This is a genomic window from Geobacter sp. AOG2 (assembly GCF_019972295.1).
Lineage (GTDB): Bacteria > Desulfobacterota > Desulfuromonadia > Geobacterales > Pseudopelobacteraceae > Oryzomonas.
On sequence record NZ_BLJA01000001.1, the window covers coordinates 2,037,307 to 2,056,381 of the forward strand.

A 19,075-nucleotide genomic window follows, 5' to 3' on the forward strand; every position below is an offset into this window, starting at 1 on the left:
ATCATTCTCCGATCCGTACCGGGGAGAGTAAAGGCTTGATCAGGCTGCTATCGGCCGAGTCCAGGACCGTTCTGGTCGTGGCCACATCTTGTTGAATAGCTTTGATGAGCGCAGCGGCGTCCGGGAATTTCGCTTCCCCCCGCAGGCGTTGCACGAAACAGATGGCAATCTCGCGGTCGTAGAGTTTGCCGGAAAAATCCAGCAGAAAGACCTCGATGGTGCGCCCGCCACCTTCAAAGGTCGGGTTGTTGCCGATGTTGCAGGCACCCTTGAGAATGCGGCCATCCACGGAAACCATGACCGCGTAAACGCCATCGGGAGGCACCAGTTCGTTACGGGTCGAGATGTTCGCAGTGGGGAATCCCAGGGTAAGGCCGATCTCCCGCCCGTGCACGACCGTGCCGGAGATGACGTGATACCTCCCCAGGATGCCGCTGGCGGCCGGCATGTCTCCGCTGTTGATGAGGCGACGCGCCAGGCTGCTGCTGAAAACGACCTCCCCCTCCCCGATCGGGCTTATATCCTCCAGGGTAAAGCCGCATGCACTCCCCAGGCGCTCCAAAGTAGCCTGGTTCCCTTGGCGATCCTTCCCAAAGGCATAATCGTGGCCGATAATGATATGGTTCATCCCCAGAAATCCTACGAGGATATCGCGTACAAACGCCTCAGCCGGCATTCGGGAGAATTCGGGCGTGAATTCGATCACCGCCAGGCAGTCAACTCCTGTTTCGGCAATGAGGAGTTTTTTCTGGGCGAATGTGGTGATCAGTGGTGGAGCGGCATCGGGCGCCAGCACCGCCAGCGGGTGCGGATCAAAGGTTACCACAACCGAGGGGAGTCCGCGCTGGGCGCTCGCAACCTTCACCTGTCGAAACAGTTCGGCATGTCCTCGATGGACTCCGTCGAAATTACCGATAGTTATGACGGAATTATCAAAGTTATGCTTGAAAACATCAGAACCAGTCAGTAGACGCATGCAGCAAACATCCCATTTCCTGTTAAGAAATAAAAACTACCCGATCAACGCCAGTTCCAGCCGCTGTCCCCAACGCCGCAACAGCTCATCCTTGAGGGATGCGTGGCCCGCAGCCGACAACTCGGGGTCACGCTCCAGCAGGCCGAACGCCGCTTGCCGTGCCTGCTCCAGAAGGCTGCCGTCCCGCAGGATATTGGCCACCCGGAAATCGGGCATGCCCGACTGGCGAATACCGAGAAAATCGCCGGGACCGCGAATTTCCAGGTCGGCTTCGGCAATGCGAAAACCGTCGGTCGTAGACTCCATGACCTTGAGCCGCCTCTCGCCATCCTCGGAGAGCTTGCCGGCGGTCAACAGGATACAGCGCGACCTGGCACTGCCCCGTCCCACCCGACCCCGCAATTGATGGAGCTGGGAGAGGCCGAAACGCTCGGCATGTTCGATGACCATTACCGTGGCATTGGGGACATCTATTCCCACCTCGATAACCGTGGTGGACACCAGAATATCCAGGTCGCGGGCCTTGAAGGACCCCATCACGGTTTCCTTCTCGTCCGGCGCCATACGGCCGTGCAGCAGTCCGATGCGCAAATCGGGGAATACGTCCCGGCTCAGAAGCTCGGCCATCTGGCTGGCGGCCTTGAGGTCCGACTTCTCGGTTTCCTCCACCAGCGGATAGATGACGTAGGCCTGCCGCCCCTGACGTACTTCATCGCGGATCGCGGCGTATACCTGCGACCGCCGGGATTCGAAGGCTATTCGGGTTTCCACGGGCGTACGTCCCGGCGGAAGCTCGTCGATAACCGACAAGGAAAGGTCGCCGAACAGGGTCATGGCAAGGGTCCGGGGGATCGGGGTGGCGGTCATCACCAGGATATCGGGGTTGCACCCTTTTTTTCTGAGGACACCCCGCTGTAGAACGCCGAAGCGATGCTGTTCGTCTATGATGCCCAGTCCCAAGCGGGCAAACTCGACCTTTTCCTGAATCACGGCATGGGTGCCGATAACAATCTGGGCGCTGCCGTTGGCTACGCGCGCCAGAACTTCGGACTTGGCCTTGCCTTTCATGCCCGCGGTGATCAACACGGTTTCAATGCCCAGTTCGGTGCAAAAACGGTGGATAGTGTGCCAGTGTTGTTCGGCCAGGATTTCGGTGGGGGCCATGATGGCCACCTGATAGCCGTTTTCCACCGCAACCAGTGCCGCCATCAGCGCCACCAGCGTCTTGCCGCTCCCCACGTCTCCCTGCACCAGCCTGTGCATGGGATGAGGCGCCATCATATCCGTCTTGATCTCGGACAAAACCCGGCGCTGGGCGCCGGTCAACTCGAAGGGGAGCAACCGGGCCAATTGTTTCGTGTAGCGATGGGTCACCTGGAAGGCAATACCCTCTTCCAACGCAACCCCTCTTTTTTTGAGTGCCAGCCCCAACTCCCAGAAAAAAAACTCGTCAAAGGCGATGGCCCGGTGGGCCGGGGTACGCCCCTGATTGAGGTCGTCCAGACCGGCTTCCGGCGGCGGCAGGTGCAGATCCCGCACGGATTGCCGCAGGCCGGGCAGCGACAGTGGCTCCAAAATGGCCGCGGGCACCAATTCCTGAAGCGAGCCCAGGAAGCCGTCCACCACCTCTTTCATCACCTTGCGCATGACCTTCTGGCCCAGCCCCTCGGTCAGCGGGTAGACCGGCACGATCCGCCCGAAGTTGACCGGGTCTGCCGCAAGCACATCCTGAACGCGTTTCCCCTCCTCCAGCCACTCCACGTCCGGGTGGTGCACCTCGCGCTGGTAGCCGAACTGAGATACCTCGCCGGTGAAGATGCCGCTCCGGCCCGGTTTCCAGACCCGCTTCATGAAGGTCGGGTTGGCGTTGAACCACTTGAAAGCGATGGTACCGCTGTCGTCCGCAACCAGAGCCTCGAAGAACCGCCTCCCCCCCTTGGTGGCCGTGATATCCGCCGAAAGCACCTTGCCGGAAAAGACCGCGCTGGTGCCCGGTTTCAAACGGACGATGGGGGTCAACTCGCGGCGATCCTCATAACGGTGCGGCAGCAGGTACAGGGCGTCCTCGACGCACATCACCCCCCGCTTTTCCAAAAGCTCCGAGAGCTTCGGCCCGACCCCCTTGATGAATTGCATGCGGGTCTGGAGGTTTTTGCGGGCAATGGCCTCCTTGAGCGCCGCGCCGTCTTCCTGCGGGTGAACCGGTCCTGCCGCAGCCCCGCTTTCCTTTTCCCGGGGAGGGAGGGGAACGGATTCCCGTGACGCACGAAGCACCAGCATGCCTTTCTCCCCCATCTCCACGGAAACAGCGTCACCCGGCCCGACACCAAGATGATTACGGAGTTCGGGGGGAATGATCAGGGCGTTTTCGGCTGAAAGGGTCAGCTTTGGCACGGAAAGGCTCTCGATACCGATACGGTTTGCGCTCCGCCGGAACGGCGGGCGGTTTTATCAAAGGCACGGGATGATGAATGGCCTGGGCCATGAGACGGCAATTTTTCCGATATTCGCAGTCAGAGATAATGTGCTCTTTATACACCATAGCAGCGCCAAAATCCACCTCAAACGGGTAATGGCGGAGACTTATGGGCAGGGACTTTCCCGACCTTCGCGGGGAGGTTCTCCGATTGACCGGATGGCTATTCCCACCCTCCTACGTCGGCGAAAGCGTAAAGGCCTTCAAAGGCGTATGGACGGCTCCCTGCGACGTCAGGAGACTCTTGAAGAGGATGAACCTCCGCACGTCAACCGACGGAAGACACATCTTCCCGTGGTCGCCCAGAAAGGCCTCCACCTCGCGGGGAACGGGAAGCTTGAGGCGTGCCAGGGTTATGTGAGGGGAGAAGGGGCGCTCCTCCAGAGGGATGCCGCAGGCCAGCACCGTTTCGCGAACCAGGGAGGCCAGTCTGTTCAAGCGCGGTTCCGGTTCCAGCCCGACCCACAGCACCCGGGGCCGGCTACGATCGGGGAAGCAACCGGCGCCGCTGAACCGGAGGCTGAATCCGGGTGACTGGATCGCGGCCAACGACCCGGTCAGCCGTTCAATCGTGACTTCGTCGACCTCGCCGAGGAACGCAAGGGTCAGATGGATCTGTTCCATCGGCACCCAACGGCTTCCGGGGATGTGGGCACGTATCTTTTCAAGGTGCCGTTTTATGGTGTCGGGAAGCTCGATGGCGATAAAGAGGCGCATGGCGACCCCTTCCGTAAAGCTACTCTTTTTTTATTATATACCACTTCCTGCGCAAAACGTAAAAAGCCCCCAAGGAAGGGATTCCCTGGGGGCTTGAGGTAACGGATGGCCCGCTACGGGATCAGGCGGCAATGGCTGCGTTGAGATCCTTCACCAGCGCATCGGCGTCGATACCGTGGGCATTGGCCCCCTGTTCAAGGCTTTCATTCTGGGCGCCCATGCAGCCGATGCATCCCAGGTTGTACTTCTGCAGCACCGAAACCACCTCGGGGTGCATGCGCATAACTTCAAAAAATGTCATATTCTTGGTGATCGTATCCGCCATGATTGTCTCTCCTTGCAGAAAGGGTATTTATTCGTATTTGATGTCGATGATCTCGTATTCCTTGGTCCCCGACGGGACCGTCACCTTGACGGTATCGTCCAGCTTGTGGCCGATCAACGCCTTACCGACGGGGGACGTACACGAGATCTTGCTCAGCTTGATATCCGCCTCATCCTCGCCGACGATCTTGTAGCTCACCTCCTCCTCGGAGGCTGTGTCGTACAGGGTTACGGTAGAACCGAAGACCACCTTGTCCGGCTTCATGCCGGAAAGATCCACAACGTAGGCGCGGGCCAGCTTGCCGTTCAATTCCTGAATGCGTCCTTCAATAAAGGCCTGGCGATTTTTGGCGGCATCGTACTCGGCATTTTCCGAAAGATCGCCATGACTGCGCGCCTCGGCGATATCCTGAATAACCTTGGGGCGCTCCTCGCGGATCAGGCGTTTCAACTCCTCTTGCAGAGCCTCAAAACTTTCTTTTGTCAATGGGATGGAATGGGACATCTACTCATAAGCTCCTGAACACAAAATTGATACAAAACCGGCAATGTATGATAACAGCGGCACTCTACCCGGTGGCGCTAACCGTTCAAATATTCCTGCAGGGTCCGGACCGTCAGATCCTGCCCCTTCAGGGTGAGGATGCCGTCTACTGCGGCCCTGGCACCGGCCACCGTGGTGTAATAGGCAATGCCGTGCATCAGCGACTCCCGCCGGATGGAGAAGGAATCTGCCACCGCCTGGGCGCCTTGGGTCGTATTGACCACGAAGCTGATCTCGCCGTTTTTAATGGCATCGACCACATGGGGGCGCCCTTCCATGACCTTGTTGATCCGTCGGACCGGGATCCCCTTTTCCTCCAGAAACGCGGCAGTACCGCCGGTTGCCAAGATGCCGAAACCATTTTTATACAACTTTTCCGCCGTGCTTACAACATGTTTCTTGTCCACGTCACGAACACTGATGAAGGCGTTGCCGGACATGGGCATCTTCACGTTGGCCCCCAGCTGCGACTTGGCAAAGGCCTCGGCAAAGGTGTCGCCGATGCCCATCACCTCGCCGGTGGATTTCATCTCGGGGCCGAGAATCGTATCCACACCGGGGAATTTGACAAAGGGGAAGACCGCCTCTTTCACCGATATATGTTTCGGCACGATGTCGCCGGAGACCCCCAATTCCTTGAGGCTTTTACCGGCCATGATCCGGGCCGCAACCTTGGCCAGGGGGCGGCCGGTAGCCTTGGAGACGAAAGGAGCGGTGCGGGAGGCCCGCGGATTGACCTCCAGGATGTAGATCTCGCCGTTCCTGACGGCATACTGCACGTTCATAAGCCCTTTGACGTTCAGTTCCAGGGCCATCAGAACGGTCTGGCGGCGAATTTCGGCCACGGTTTCGGCTGAAATGGAGTACGGCGGCAGCGAACAGGCCGAATCGCCCGAGTGGATGCCCGCCTCCTCGATATGTTCCATGATGCCGCCCATCACCACCTCGCTGCCGTCGCAAAGGGCATCCACGTCGATCTCGATGGCCTCGTCCAGGAACTTGTCGATCAGGATGGGGTGTTCAGGGGAAGCCTGAACGGCGGTGGTCATGTAGCGCAGCAGGTTTTCCACGTTATAGACGATCTCCATGGCCCGCCCGCCCAGCACGTAGGATGGCCGTACCACGACCGGATATCCGATGCGGTTGGCCACCTTCTCGGCCTCTTCGAAAGAGCGGGCCGTGCCGTTCTCCGGCTGGCGCAACCCCAATTTGTGGAGCATCTCCTGGAACCGCTCCCGGTCCTCGGCCCGGTCGATGGCATCCGGGGAGGTTCCGATGATCGGCACACCGGCCTTCTCCAGCGCCACAGCCAGCTTGAGGGGCGTCTGGCCGCCGAACTGCACGATCACGCCCGTCGGTTTTTCCTTGGCCACGATCTCCAGCACGTCTTCCAGGGTCAGCGGTTCGAAGTAGAGGCGGTCGGAGGTATCGTAATCGGTGGAAACCGTTTCCGGGTTGCAGTTGACCATGATGGTCTCGTAACCGTCCTCGGCCAGGGCAAAGACCCCGTGCACGCAACAGTAGTCGAACTCGATCCCCTGGCCGATGCGGTTGGGGCCGCCTCCCAGGATCATGATCTTTTTGCGGTCGGTCGGTTCGGCCTCGCACTCCTCCTCGTAGGTCGAGTACAGGTACGGGGTATAGGCCACAAACTCGGCAGCGCAGGTGTCCACCCGCTTGTACACCGGACGGACCCCAAGGGACCAGCGCAGGGCACGCAATTCGTCCTCGCCCATCTTCCAGAGTTGCGCCAGAAACCTGTCCGCAAAACCCATCTGCTTGGCTTCGCGGATGATCTGTTTCAGCTCTTCCCTACCCTCGCTTTTCGGCTCGACCTTCTTGAGCCGGCTCTCCATCTCGATGATCTGGCGGATATTATGCAGAAACCAGGGGTCGATGGCGGTGTTCTTGTGAATCTCGGCCACGGTCATGCCGCTGCGCAGGGCGTCGGCCACGTACCAGAGCCGTTCCCAATTGGGGGCGCGCAACTTCTCCACCAGGAGTTGTTGTTCCTCGGCAGTCAGGGCCCGGCGGGTTTCGGCGCCCAGATCGAACAGGCGCGACTCGAAACCGGAGGAACCGATCTCCAGGGAGCGCAGGGCCTTTTGGAACGACTCCTTGAAGGTGCGGCCGATGGCCATTACCTCACCCACCGATTTCATCTGGGTGGTCAGGATGGCATCGGCTGCCGGAAATTTCTCAAAGGTAAAGCGGGGTATCTTGGTGACCACATAATCGATGGTCGGTTCGAAACAGGCCGGCGTCTCGCGGGTGATGTCGTTGGTGATCTCGTCCAGGGTATATCCCACGGCCAGCTTGGCCGCGATCTTGGCAATGGGAAAGCCGGTGGCCTTGGAGGCCAGGGCCGACGACCGGGAAACCCGCGGGTTCATCTCGATCACCACCAGGCGGCCGTTTTGGGGGTTAATGCCGAACTGGATGTTGGAGCCGCCCGTATCAACGCCGATCTCGCGGATGATCTTGAGGGACGCATCCCGCAGGATCTGGTATTCCTTGTCGGTCAGGGTCTGGGCCGGGGCAACCGTGATGGAGTCGCCGGTGTGGACCCCCATGGGGTCGAAGTTCTCGATGGAGCAGATGATCACCACGTTGTCGGCCGTGTCGCGCATTACCTCCAGTTCGTATTCCTTCCAGCCGATGACCGACTCCTCCACCAGGATCTCATCGGTCGGCGATGCGTCGATACCGGCCAGGGCCATCCTTTCGTACTCTTCCATGTTGTAGGCGATCCCGCCGCCGGTGCCGCCCAGAGTGAACGACGGCCGGATGATCGCCGGAAACCCGACCGACTTGACGACCTCCATGGCTTCCCGGTAGTTGTGGGCCAGGCCGGAAGACGGAACGGTCAAACCGATCTTCTCCATTGCCTGTTTAAATAGAGTGCGGTCCTCGGCCTTCTTGATGGCCGGCAGCTTGGCGCCGATCAACTCCACGCCGAATTTGTCCAGGACCCCTGCTTCGGCCACCGCCACGGCGGTATTCAGCGCCGTCTGGCCGCCCAGGGTAGGCAGCACGGCATCCGGCCGCTCCCGTTCGATGATCTTGGCCAGGATTTCGGGGGTTACCGGCTCGATGTAGGTCCGGTCGGCAAAATCCGGATCGGTCATAATGGTGGCCGGGTTGCTGTTCAACAGCACCACCTCGAACCCCTCCTCCTTCAGCGCCTTGCAGGCCTGGGTGCCGGAGTAATCGAATTCGCAGGCCTGGCCGATGACGATCGGGCCGGCTCCGATGATGAGGATCTTCTTGATGTCGGTACGTTTCGGCATATATGCATGACTCCTTCTTGTGATTAGCGGAATATAAAAAAAACTGCTCCGGCAAGGCAAAAACCGGCCCAGAGATAGTTCCAGGTCAGGGTGGTGCCCATGTACAGTACGGCAAAGGGTACAAAGACCGACAGGGTGATGACCTCCTGCATGATCTTCAACTGCGCCAGGGAAAAACGGCCGTAACCCATGCGGTTGGCCGGCACCTGAATCAGATATTCAAAGAACGCGATCCCCCACGAAACCGCCACGGCGATCAGCCAGTGCCGGGTCCGCAGGTTCTTGAGGTGGGCATACCAGGCAAAGGTCATGAAGATGTTGGATAGTACCAGCAGCCCTACCGTTCTCATCCGGTCATATCCGTCCGCGCAAGGGTTATGATGGCCAGGAATCTCTTCAGCGACTGGACATGTTCCTGATCGAAAGACATCATCGCCCTGAAAATCTTTTGAATGGAACCATCGGTAAACCTGACGACACTCTCCACATGCAGGTCGGCCAGCGATTCCTCCATCTCGATGGCCCGAACCAGGGCGGTTTCCAGATCGGGGGGCTGCTGCCGGACATGGGACAGGAGCGCACCCAGCTTGTGGCATACCCGTTCAGCTCTATCGGTATCGACCGCTAGGGCAAAATCGGCTTTCCGGTAGAGCCTGTCGGCGAGTTCAAACTGCCGGAGGTGATTTTCCTCTTCAATCGCCGTCTTGTGCCACAACTGGGCCGCGTCGGGATTCTCGTGAAAAAGCTCGCTGTAGTAATGATAGAGTTCCGCAGTTTGGGCTTCGATCTTTGCGCAGATCTCAAAGATATGACAATCGCCCGAATGCTTGCCTGTGCTCTCCATAGCCTCATAGACTCCTTCGCTCAATCCTGCACCCAGCCGTTCTCCAGGTCGAAATCCTCCAGCGCCTGCACCGCCTCGGCGTACTCGTCGTCGGTGATCTTCCTGCCCAGCGACGGCATATCCACGGCCAAATGGGCCGGGAAATACTGGCGCATCAGCGAAATGTGGGTTTCCGTCCCAAGGTTTTCGGCAATCCACGACAGGGTTTCCCGCGTTCCCGCCAACCCGTCCGGCAGGACAAGATGGCGGATAATCAGGCCTTTTACCGCAAGACCTTCATCATCCAGTTCAAGATGTCCCACCTGTCTGAGCATCTCCCTGACAGCGGGCCGGTTATGATCCCGGTAGCCCGGAGCCGAGGAGAAACGCTCTGCTGTCTCGTTGACGACATACTTCATATCCGGCAGAAAGACATCCACCACTCCGTCCAGGAGCGCCAGGGCATCCACCTTCTCGTAGCCGCTGGAATTCCATACCAGGGGAAGGCGGAACCCCTGGGGGATGGCCAGGTACAGCGCGGCCAGGATCTGGGGCAGATAGTGGGTCGGGGTGACGAAATTGATGTTGTGCACCCCCTGCCGCTGGAGCCTGAGCATCCTGTCGGCCAGGACCTTTGTTGTTATCGTCTCGCCGTTACCCATCTGGCTGATGGGGAAATTCTGACAAAAACGGCACTTCAAGCTGCATCCGGTCAGGAAGATCGTACCGGAACCCCGCTCGCCGGAGATGGGCGGTTCCTCGCCGTGGTGGACATTGGCCGAGGCGATCGCCGGGTGCGCCCCGGCGCCGCAGACCCCGCGTTCCCCCCGGAGGCGGTTCACGCCGCAGTCGTGGGGACAGAGGTCGCAGGCAGCCAGCCGGGCGTAGGCCGTGCGCACACGCTTCAACAACTCGCCGGATTGATATAACGTCAGATAATTCAAAGTGCTTTCTTCGTTACGATTGCCGCTTTTACGCCAGCTCTGCGTAAGTCTTCAGGAGGCTCTTGTGCGGCGTAGCGCTGCTACGCCTCCGCGGCCTCCCTCGACAGCCTTGATCTGACGCAAAATCGACAACCGACTGGTAAAGGCAAACTAAATGCAGAGCGGCCGGCCGGCGCAAAAGCGGCAACCGTGCCGTACGTGCTTAGCGATACTTCTCCATCATTTCTACGAACCTTCCGAATAAATAGTGAGAATCATGGGGGCCGGGCGATGCCTCGGGGTGATGCTGCACCGAGAAGATCGGCAGGTCACAGTGACGAATGCCTTCCACGGTCTGGTCGTTCAGATTTTCGTGTCCCAGACAGGCAACCGTGCCCAGTGAGTCCAGATCAACGGCAAAACCGTGGTTCTGGGCCGTGATCTCGACCTTGCGGGTCGCCATGTCCATGACCGGCAGATTGGAACCGTGGTTGCCGAAGGGGAGTTTCATGGTCTTGCCGCCCAGGGCCAAGCCCAACAACTGGTGTCCGAGGCAGATGCCGAAGATCGGCTTTTTGCCGACGAGTTTACGGAGGTTCCCGATCACCCCGGTCAGTGGTTCCGGGTCGCCCGGGCCGTTGCTGAGGAAGATGCCGTCCGGGTTCATGGCCAGCACCTCTTCCGCCGGGAACGCGGCAGGCACGACGGTCACGTCGCAACCGGCATCCACGAGGCAGCGCAGGATGTTGTACTTAATGCCAAAATCGTAGGCCACCACCTTGTATTTCAGGCTGGCGGGGTCAACCGCGGCATATCCCTTCTGCAGGTCCCAGAGCCCCTCGGTCCAGTGGTACGGCTTGTCGCAACTGACGCCGCTGGCCAGGTCCAGACCGGCCATGCTGGGGACGGCCCGCGCCTTCGCCACAAGGCTCTCCCGGTCGAAATCGACCGTGGAGATGATCCCGTTCTGTGACCCCTTGTCCCGCAAATGCCTGGTCAAGGCACGGGTATCGAGCCCCTGAATGCCCACCACGCTGTTTTCCTTGAGATAGGCGTCCAGGCTCATGGTGGCGCGCCAGTTGGAATAGCAGTCCATATATTCCTTGACGATGAAGCCGGAGAGGAAAAGGCCGCGACTCTCGATATCCTCCGGGTTGATGCCGGTATTGCCGATCTGCGGGTAGGTCATGGTGACCATCTGGCCCTTATAGGAGGGGTCGGTCAGGACCTCCTGATAGCCGCACATGGAGGTGTTGAAGACCACCTCACCCGTGGCTTCTCCGCCGGCTCCGAATGACGTACCCTCGAAAATGCGCCCGTCGGCGAGCGCAAGGACTGCTTTCATACGTTATGACTCCTTTTGATGAGACTCAATGACTTCTATTCTGGCGTTACCGGGGAAAGGCTACCACGCCACCCAGAATGGTGCAGGTCGCCGCCCCTTTCATCCGCCAGCCGGCGAAGGGGGTGTTCCGCGACTTGCTGGCCAGTTTTTCCGGCTCCACCGTCCACTCGGCGGTTGGGTCGATGACGGTCAGGTCGGCCACACTGCCGATCTTAAGGCTTCCACGTGAAATGCCAATTATTTTTGAAGGGTTAATAGACATTTTTTCAACCAGTTGATTAAGGGTGAGCGTCCCTTCCTCTACCAGTTTCAGTGAGAGCGGCAACGATGTCTCCAGGCCGATGATGCCGTTTGCGGCCACATTGAACTCCACATCCTTCTCATCCAGATGGTGCGGGGCATGGTCGGTGGCAATACAGTCGATGGTGCCGTCCCTGAGTCCCTCCTTGATGGCCGCCACGTCATCCGCCTCGCGCAGCGGCGGGTTCATCTTGGCGTTGGTGTCGTAACCGCGGACCGCATCATCGGTCAGGGTGAAGTAATGGGGCGCTGTCTCGCAGGTGACCTTGACACCGCGGGCCTTGGCTTCGCGAATGAGGCGCACCGACCCCCTGGTGGAGACATGGGCGATATGGAGCGGCGAATTGGTGTACTCGGCCAGCATCACGTCCCGGGCCGTGGCGATATCCTCGGCAACCCTGGGAATCCCCTTCAGGCCCAGTTCCGTGGAGGTAAAGCCTTCGTTCATGACCCCCTCCCCCACCAGTGCCAGGTCCTCGGCATGAGAGATGACCAGGATGCCGATGCCGCGGGCATATTCAAGGGCGCGGCGCATGAGTTCGGCGTTGGCCACCGGCCTGCCGTCGTCGGAAACCGCCACGCATCCGGCCTCTTTCAGCTCGCCCATCTCGGCCATGCGCTCGCCGCCCATGCCGTAGGTGATGCAACCGACCGGAAAGACGTTGCAAAATCCTTCTGATTTCGCCTTATTGATGATGTAGCCGGCCACGGCCTTGTTGTCGATGACCGGCTTGGTATTGGGCATACAGGCGATGGAGGTGAAGCCGCCCGCAGCAGCAGCCCTGGTGCCGCTGACGATATCTTCCTTGTATTCCAGCCCAGGGTCGCGCAGGTGCACATGCATGTCCACCAGCCCCGGCACCACGTATTTCCCGGCGGCATCTACGGTCGCCACACCGGCCGGCGCCTTCAGGCTCTTGCCGATCTCTTTCACCAGCCCGGCTTCAACCAGCACATCCGCCACATCGTCGAACCCCTGGGAAGGATCGATCACCCGGCCGTTCTTGATCAAAAGATTCATATGGTCACCCCTAACCGTTAGGTATTTTTATATGTTTCCTTGAAGCAGTCGATTTTTCGTCAGGTCAAGGCTGTCGAGGGAGGCCGCGGAGGCGTAGCAGCGCTACGCCGCACAAGGACCTCCTGAAGACTTACGCCGACCTGGCGGAAAAGCGGCTGCTTCATCTTACTCCAACTCGCCGCCGCACACGTGATAGAGCATGGCCATCCTCACCGCCACGCCGTTCTCCACCTGCTTAAGGACGTGGGACTGACCGCCGTCCACCACGTAGGAGGACATCTCCACGCCGCGGTTGATGGGGCCGGGGTGCATTACCACGGCGCCCGGCTTGGCCAGCTTGAGGTTTTCCGGGTTGAGCCCGAAGTAGCGGGAGTATTCGCGGGTATTGGGCATCAGGGTCTTGCCCTGGCGCTCCTGCTGGATGCGCAGCATCATGACCACATCGGCATCCTGGATGGCTTCCTTCATGGTGGCGCACACCGTGACGTTGCCCAGTCTTTCGACCGCCGGCGGCATCATGGTCGGCGGCCCGGCCAGGTAGACGTGGGACCCCATCTTGGTCAACCCCTGGATATCGGAGCGGGCCACCCGGCTATGGGTGATGTCCCCCACGATGGCCACCTTGAGGCCGTCCAGCCGTCCATACCGGTCCTTGATGGTCAACAGGTCCAAAAGCCCCTGCGACGGATGCTCGTGGGCTCCGTCGCCGGCGTTGACGACCGAACAGCTCACCTTTTGGGCCAGATGGTAGTGGGCTCCGGAAACCGCATGGCGCATGACGATGATGTCAGGCTTCATGGCCAAAAGATTCAGAGCGGTGTCTGCCAGGGTCTCCCCCTTGGTGGCCGAGCTGGTGGAGGGGGAGATGTTGACGGTGTCGGCGGATAGCCGCTTGGCGGCAATCTCGAAGGACGTCCGTGTGCGGGTGGATGCCTCGTAGAACAGGTTGATGATGGTCTTGCCGCGCAACGTGGGAACCTTCTTGATGTCGCGGCTGTTGATCTCCCGCATGTTTTCAGCCGTCGCCAGGAGCAGCTCGATATCTTCCCCGGTCAGATCCCTGAGCGCAATGATATTCCTGTGTTTGAACTCTGCCATGCCCCCTCCTCCCCTAAGAGGGTTGTTGAAAAACAGCCATCTCGCCGCCGTCCTCGAATGCCCTTTCGTGCGGCGTAGCGCTGCTACGCCTCCTCAGGGCACTCTGCGGGTGCGACGATCCGACTATTTTTGAACAACCTGAGTTTTTCGACAACCCCACTATTTTTCGAGAACAACTTCAACCGGTAGATTCTGCCCGTTGAATATGACCTGGACATTTTCCTTCAGACTGGTAGGTACGTTGCGCCCCACAAAATCGGCCCGGATCGGCAGCTCGCGATGCCCCCGGTCGATCAGCACCGCCAGTTGGATGCATTCCGGCCTGCCGTGGTCCATCAGCGCGTCCATGGCGGCCCGGATGGTGCGGCCGGTAAAGAGCACATCGTCAACCAGGACGACCTTTTTCCCCTGCAGGGAAAAGCCGATCTCCGTCTTGCCCACCGGCAGGTGGGGGGCATGGCTCTTGATGTCGTCCCGGTAAAGGGTGATGTCGACCGCCCCCACCGGGACCTCGGCACCCTCGATCACCGCGATGGACTTGGCAAGCTCCCCGGCCAGAAACGCCCCGCCCGAGCGGATACCGATCAGGACCACATCCCGCACCCCTTTGTTGCGTTCCAGTATCTCATGGGAGATACGGATCAACGCCCGCTTGATTCCGCTTTCGTCCAGCAGTACCGTCAAACTTTCGGTCATGGTCGGCCACCTTTACCTTTCCGTGAGACACAAAAAAAGAGCCTCACCGCGCATGCAGCAAGGCCCTTCCATATATGATTCGCGTCAGTCATCTGTGTAACCCTTGCCAACCTCTCGGGCTGGATTAAAAGGTAGTCGATATGTCGTTGGATGAGACTAGCACTCTCCACTGCCAAGGTCAAGCTAATTGATCGCCAAAGCGGCAATCCCTTTCACTGGAGGGGATCAGGCGCCGGGCTTCTTTTTTACCTCAAGCGGCTCGTCCAGCACCACAAGGTAACCGTCAGGGTCGAAGCACCACATCTCCTTGATGCCATACGGCTTGATCTCAAGGGGATACAGGATCTCCAGCCCCTCCTCCGCGATGGCCTCGCTGATCTCCTCGATATCCGTGACCCGGAAATGCAGCGTCATGCCGATACCGCGCGGAAACATGCTGAAACGGGGTTCAAGCATCGGGTGGGACCTGATGACGTCATCCTCCTCCACGAAGATCAGGGCCATGCCGTCCATATCCAGCACCAGGTAATCCGGAGCCCCTTGGGAGGTAAGGGAGCGCTGCATCGGCAACTCCAGGATGCCGGCGTAAAAGGCCTCGGTCACCGCCAGTTGCGACACCGCCAGTTGCATGGAGTGCCGCGCCCGGTGGATCTTCATTCAATGCCCTTGAAGAGCATTCCGGCATAGCCGGAAAGACGCGCGAGGCCGTTCGTGTAGATCAGGACGCCGACCAGCACCAGGAAAAGGCCGGTGCAGATCTCGAACACCCGGATAAACTTTTTGAAACGGTTGAAAACCGTCAGGAATTGATGCATGGCCAGGGCGGAAAGAAAGAACGGGATTCCCAATCCCAAGGAATACAGCAGCAGCAGGATAATACCCTGCATGATGCTCCCCTCGGTAGCGGCCACCATCAGGATCGATGCCAGGATCGGGCCGATGCAGGGGGTCCATCCGGCAGCAAAGGCGATGCCCACCAGAAAACTTCCCACATAGCCCGCCGGCTTTTGGTGAAGCTGGACCCTTTTCTCGCCCATCAGAAAATGCAGGGGGACCAGGCCGCTTACATGGATGCCGAACAGGACGATCAACACGCCGCCGACCTTGCGCACCACCCCGATATGTTCCTGGAGAAACGAGCCGAGATAGGTAGCCGAGGCCCCCAGCAGCACGAAGACCACGGTAAAGGCCGCAATGAAGGCCAGCGAATGCAGCATGGCCTTCCGGCGCACGATGTGGGACGGATGTTCAGCCTGAAGATCGGCAAAGGAGATACCGGTGATATAGGTGATATAGGAAGGGATCAGCGGCAGGACGCAGGGGGAGAGAAAGGAAAGCAATCCTGCGATAAATGCGCCTACATACGTAACATGCTGGGAATGCACGGCAAAACTCCTATTTCATCAGCCCTTCCAGGTACGATAGAACATCGGGAGAATCCCACGCCATCGGGCCGATGACCCTTTTGAGCAGGATACCGTTCTTGTCGATGACAAAGGTTTCAGGCACGCCGGTTATGCCATAGGCCTTGGCGGCGCGGTTATCCGGGTCGGTGTAGGCCGGAAGGCTGAATCCGCTGGTCTTGAAGAACGCCTCGATGGCCGGCTGACCACCCTCGTCGATGGAAACCGCCACCATTTGAAACGGCTTGCCGGCCATGGCGCTGTTGAGCTTCATCATGGAAGGGATCTCCTCACGGCAAGGGGGGCACCAGGTGGCCCAGAAGTTGAGGATCACCACCTTCCCCTTCAGGTCGGAAAGGTTCAGAGGCTTGCCGGCCAGGGAGTTTACCGTTATGGCCGGGGCCGGATTATTTTCCTGAAGCGGCCCCTGATTCTTCGCTTCTTCCTTTTTGGTGCATGCCGTCAATGCCACTACGGCACCCAAAATAACAAGACACAGAAACCGTTTCATTTTTCCTCCAGAAGATTTCCCGTTAGTTGAGTAGATTCGGGAATGGATCAGCGGTTGCGGGTAACCACGTAGTCGGCAAGCTCCAAAAGGGCGTCCTTGACCGGCGAGGCATCGAACCGGTCGAGACGCCCCCGGCTTGCGGCGATGTAGCGCCGGGCAGCTTCCACGGTATACTCGATGCCGCCATACTGCTTGACCAGGCCCGAGACCTCGCGAAACTCATCCAGCGACATCTCGTCTTTTTCCACAACCGCTTCAATAACGGAGCGCTCCCGGGCGGTACAATGGCGCAGGGTGTGGATCAGCGGCAGGGTAATCTTGCCTTCCTCCAGATCATGGCCGATGCTTTTGCCGAACTCCTCCTCCGTGGCGGTGTAGTCCAGGAGGTCATCCATTAACTGGAAGGCGATTCCCAACTCCATGCCGAAATCGGCCAGCGCCTTCTGCCGGTCGGCCGGAACAGCTCCCAGGATGGCCCCAGCCTCGCAGGCCGCCGACATGAGGATGGCGGTCTTGGCCCGCACAACGCCGATGTAACGCTCTTCCGTCAGGTCGAGCTCACCGGTGCAGAGCAGTTGCATTACCTCCCCCTCTGCGATGACCGTCGTGGCGCCGGAAAGCACCCCAAGAATATCGAGGCTGCCGACGCCGACCATCAGGGAGAATGATTTTGAGAAGAGAAAGTCGCCGACCAGCACCGAGGCCTCGTTGCCCCACAAGGTGTTGGCCGAGGCGATGCCCCGGCGCAGGGTGGCGCTGTCAACCACATCGTCGTGCAACAATGTGGCGGTATGGATGAATTCGATGACGCTCGCCAGCGGAACCGCCTTGTCCCCCCGGTAGCCGCACAGTTTGGCGGCGAGCAGCAACAGGGCGGGGCGGACGCGTTTGCCGCCGCTGGAAAGCACGTATTCCCCCACCTTGCGGATCAGGGGTACGTCGGATTCCAGGTCTTTGCGGAATTGCTGTTCGACGAGCTTGAGTTCGTCGCCAATGATGTTCAGGGCGGCCTGCATCAGGTGATTTCCTTGAAATGAAGTTTCGCCATAGTAAAGGAATGAAAAACGGTTTGTCAAAGCATTTCTGGCCGTTGCGCCGTGCAGAAAAATTCATGTTTCCATTGCCAGACGCCACGTCACGGTATAAGGTATGAAATTGGCAGTAATCAGATATTTTCGAGCAACACGAGGATCTACGTAATGCGATTTGACGAGTTATCAATCCCTGAAGAGGTACGGCAAGGCATCCGGGAAGCCGGTTTTACCGAGTGTACCCCGATTCAGGAGCAAACCCTCCCCCTCTCCCTGAGCGGCAAGGATGTGGCCGGCCAGGCCCAGACCGGTACCGGCAAGACCGCCGCTTTTCTGATCACCCTGTTTACCCGTCTCCTGGAGAACAAAGGGAGCAAGCAGCAGCCCCGCGCCCTGATCCTGGCTCCCACGCGGGAATTGGTGGTCCAGATCGAGGCCGACGCGCAACTGCTGGGCCGGAATTGCGGCTTGGTCACCCAGGCGATCTACGGCGGGGTGGACTACATGAAACAGCGAAGCGCCCTGCGGGAGGGCGCCGATATTGTGGTCGGCACCCCGGGCCGGCTGATCGACTATCTCAAGCAGAAGGTCTACTCCCTCAAGGGAATCGAGATGCTGGTGATCGACGAGGCAGACCGGATGTTCGACATGGGTTTTATAGCCGACCTGCGTTTCATCCTGCGGCGGCTCCCCCCCTACGACCAGCGCCAGAACCTGATGTTCTCGGCCACCCTCAGCCAGCGGGTCATGGAACTGGCCTATGAATTCATGAACATGCCGGAAAAGCTCTCGGTCACCCCGGAAAAGATGACCGCGGAGCGGGTCGAGCAGGTGCTGTTCCACGTCTCCCGCAAGGAGAAGTTTCCTCTGTTGCTGGGCCTGTTGCGCCGCGACGGGATGGAGCGCACCATGATCTTCATCAATACCAAGCGTGAGGCCGAATATCTGTTCGACCGGTTAAACGCCAACGGCTTTCCCTGCCGCGTCATCTCGGGCGATGTGGAACAACGCAAACGCATGCGCATCCTGGATGATTTCAAGCAGGGCAAACTCCCGATCCTGATCGCCACCGACGTGGCCTCGCGCGGCCTGCACATCGAGGGGGTTTCCCACGTCATCAACTATGACCTGCCCCAGGACAGCGAGGATTACGTCCATCGCATCGGCCGCACCGCACGGGCCGGTTCCGAGGGCAAGGCCATCTCGCTGGCCGATGAGGACGGCGCTTTTTTCCTGGAGGCCATCGAGGAGTACATCAAGGACAAGATCCCCACCGAGTGGGCCGAGGACGACCTGTTCGTCCATGACTACGTGCGGACTCCGCGGCCCAAACGCAAGCCCGAGGCAAAACCTGCGGGCGGCCGGGGGCGGAGCGGCGACCGGCCGGCCCGCTCCGGCAGCGGCGGACGCGTGAAACCGAAACCTGCGGCAGCGGCGGCCCCTTCGGCTCCTGCACCCGCGGCGGAGGGCGCAACCGGCGAAACACCGGCTGCAAAAAAACGCCGCCGCAGACGCCGCAAGCCGGGTGAAAAAACGGAACCGGGAAGCAGTCTCCCCCAGGGGGAATAGCCCCCTCTCCTCCCACGAACCGCAAAGC

Annotated in this window: 18 protein-coding genes; 1 reads left to right on the forward strand and 17 read right to left on the reverse strand. The window is 59.6% G+C overall.

The genetic code is table 11. The features are described from left to right. Nucleotide 1: 1 nt before the first annotated feature. The 17 genes from LDN12_RS09215 to LDN12_RS09295 all read right to left on the reverse strand — a co-directional run bounded on the left by LDN12_RS09215 (nt 2) and on the right by LDN12_RS09295 (nt 17,463). Nucleotides 2–976, reverse strand: coding sequence for a bifunctional riboflavin kinase/FAD synthetase (locus LDN12_RS09215; protein WP_223922379.1), 975 nt, complete (start codon nt 974–976; stop codon nt 2–4). A gap of 36 nt (nt 977–1,012) precedes the next feature. After that, a complete protein-coding gene (recG, locus tag LDN12_RS09220; RefSeq protein ID WP_223922380.1) occupies nt 1,013–3,370 on the reverse strand; it encodes an ATP-dependent DNA helicase RecG in 2,358 nt (785 codons plus the stop codon). A gap of 259 nt (nt 3,371–3,629) precedes the next feature. Continuing rightward, complete coding sequence (gene thpR, locus LDN12_RS09225) at nt 3,630–4,169, reverse strand: RNA 2',3'-cyclic phosphodiesterase (RefSeq protein ID WP_223922381.1); 540 nt, start codon at nt 4,167–4,169, stop codon at nt 3,630–3,632. A 121-nt stretch (nt 4,170–4,290) separates the two neighbouring features. Beyond that, entirely contained in the window at nt 4,291–4,494 is a 204-nt protein-coding gene (locus LDN12_RS09230; RefSeq protein WP_223922382.1) for a DUF1858 domain-containing protein, read from the reverse strand. 27 nt (nt 4,495–4,521) lie between these two features. Next, nucleotides 4,522–4,998 carry a transcription elongation factor GreA gene (greA, locus tag LDN12_RS09235; RefSeq protein ID WP_223922383.1) on the reverse strand — a complete coding sequence of 159 codons (477 nt, stop codon included), beginning with the start codon at nt 4,996–4,998 and terminating at the stop codon, nt 4,522–4,524. Between the two features lie 77 nt (nt 4,999–5,075). Then, nucleotides 5,076–8,327, reverse strand: coding sequence for a carbamoyl-phosphate synthase large subunit (gene carB / locus LDN12_RS09240; protein WP_223922384.1), 3,252 nt, complete (start codon nt 8,325–8,327; stop codon nt 5,076–5,078). A gap of 23 nt (nt 8,328–8,350) precedes the next feature. After that, the gene (locus LDN12_RS09245) at nt 8,351–8,677 is read right to left on the reverse strand and encodes a DMT family protein (protein WP_223922385.1); all 327 of its coding nucleotides are present in this window, start codon (nt 8,675–8,677) and stop codon (nt 8,351–8,353) included. Further along, nucleotides 8,674–9,171, reverse strand: a complete 498-nt coding sequence (locus LDN12_RS09250) for a hypothetical protein (protein ID WP_223922386.1) — start codon at nt 9,169–9,171, stop codon at nt 8,674–8,676. The genes LDN12_RS09245 and LDN12_RS09250 overlap by 4 nt, the downstream gene beginning before the upstream one ends. A 20-nt stretch (nt 9,172–9,191) precedes the next feature. Further along, nucleotides 9,192–10,094: a radical SAM protein gene (locus tag LDN12_RS09255; RefSeq protein WP_223922387.1), complete on the reverse strand. Its 903-nt coding sequence runs from the start codon at nt 10,092–10,094 to the stop codon at nt 9,192–9,194. A gap of 202 nt (nt 10,095–10,296) precedes the next feature. Then, on the reverse strand, nt 10,297–11,418 hold the full coding sequence (carA, locus tag LDN12_RS09260) for a glutamine-hydrolyzing carbamoyl-phosphate synthase small subunit (protein ID WP_223922388.1): 1,122 nt from the start codon (nt 11,416–11,418) through the stop codon (nt 10,297–10,299). Between the two features lie 46 nt (nt 11,419–11,464). Next, on the reverse strand, nt 11,465–12,739 hold the full coding sequence (locus LDN12_RS09265) for a dihydroorotase (RefSeq protein WP_223922389.1): 1,275 nt from the start codon (nt 12,737–12,739) through the stop codon (nt 11,465–11,467). A 165-nt stretch (nt 12,740–12,904) separates the two neighbouring features. Continuing rightward, the gene (locus tag LDN12_RS09270; RefSeq protein ID WP_223922390.1) at nt 12,905–13,837 is read right to left on the reverse strand and encodes an aspartate carbamoyltransferase catalytic subunit; all 933 of its coding nucleotides are present in this window, start codon (nt 13,835–13,837) and stop codon (nt 12,905–12,907) included. Nucleotides 13,838–13,996: 159 nt separating this feature from the next. Next, nucleotides 13,997–14,533, reverse strand: a complete 537-nt coding sequence (pyrR, locus tag LDN12_RS09275; protein ID WP_223922391.1) for a bifunctional pyr operon transcriptional regulator/uracil phosphoribosyltransferase PyrR — start codon at nt 14,531–14,533, stop codon at nt 13,997–13,999. Between the two features lie 225 nt (nt 14,534–14,758). Next, nucleotides 14,759–15,190, reverse strand: a complete 432-nt coding sequence (locus LDN12_RS09280) for a VOC family protein (RefSeq protein ID WP_223922392.1) — start codon at nt 15,188–15,190, stop codon at nt 14,759–14,761. Further along, nucleotides 15,187–15,918: a cytochrome c biogenesis CcdA family protein gene (locus LDN12_RS09285; protein WP_223922393.1), complete on the reverse strand. Its 732-nt coding sequence runs from the start codon at nt 15,916–15,918 to the stop codon at nt 15,187–15,189. Before LDN12_RS09285 ends, LDN12_RS09280 begins: the two co-directional genes overlap by 4 nt. Before the next feature lie 10 nt (nt 15,919–15,928). Continuing rightward, nucleotides 15,929–16,447, reverse strand: coding sequence for a TlpA disulfide reductase family protein (locus LDN12_RS09290; protein ID WP_223922394.1), 519 nt, complete (start codon nt 16,445–16,447; stop codon nt 15,929–15,931). 47 nt (nt 16,448–16,494) lie between these two features. Beyond that, nucleotides 16,495–17,463, reverse strand: coding sequence for a polyprenyl synthetase family protein (locus LDN12_RS09295; protein WP_223922395.1), 969 nt, complete (start codon nt 17,461–17,463; stop codon nt 16,495–16,497). A gap of 183 nt (nt 17,464–17,646) precedes the next feature. On the opposite strand from LDN12_RS09295, the gene LDN12_RS09300 reads away from it, so the two are divergent. Further along, nucleotides 17,647–19,047, forward strand: coding sequence for a DEAD/DEAH box helicase (locus LDN12_RS09300; protein WP_223922396.1), 1,401 nt, complete (start codon nt 17,647–17,649; stop codon nt 19,045–19,047). The last annotated feature ends 28 nt before the right edge of the window (nt 19,048–19,075 follow it).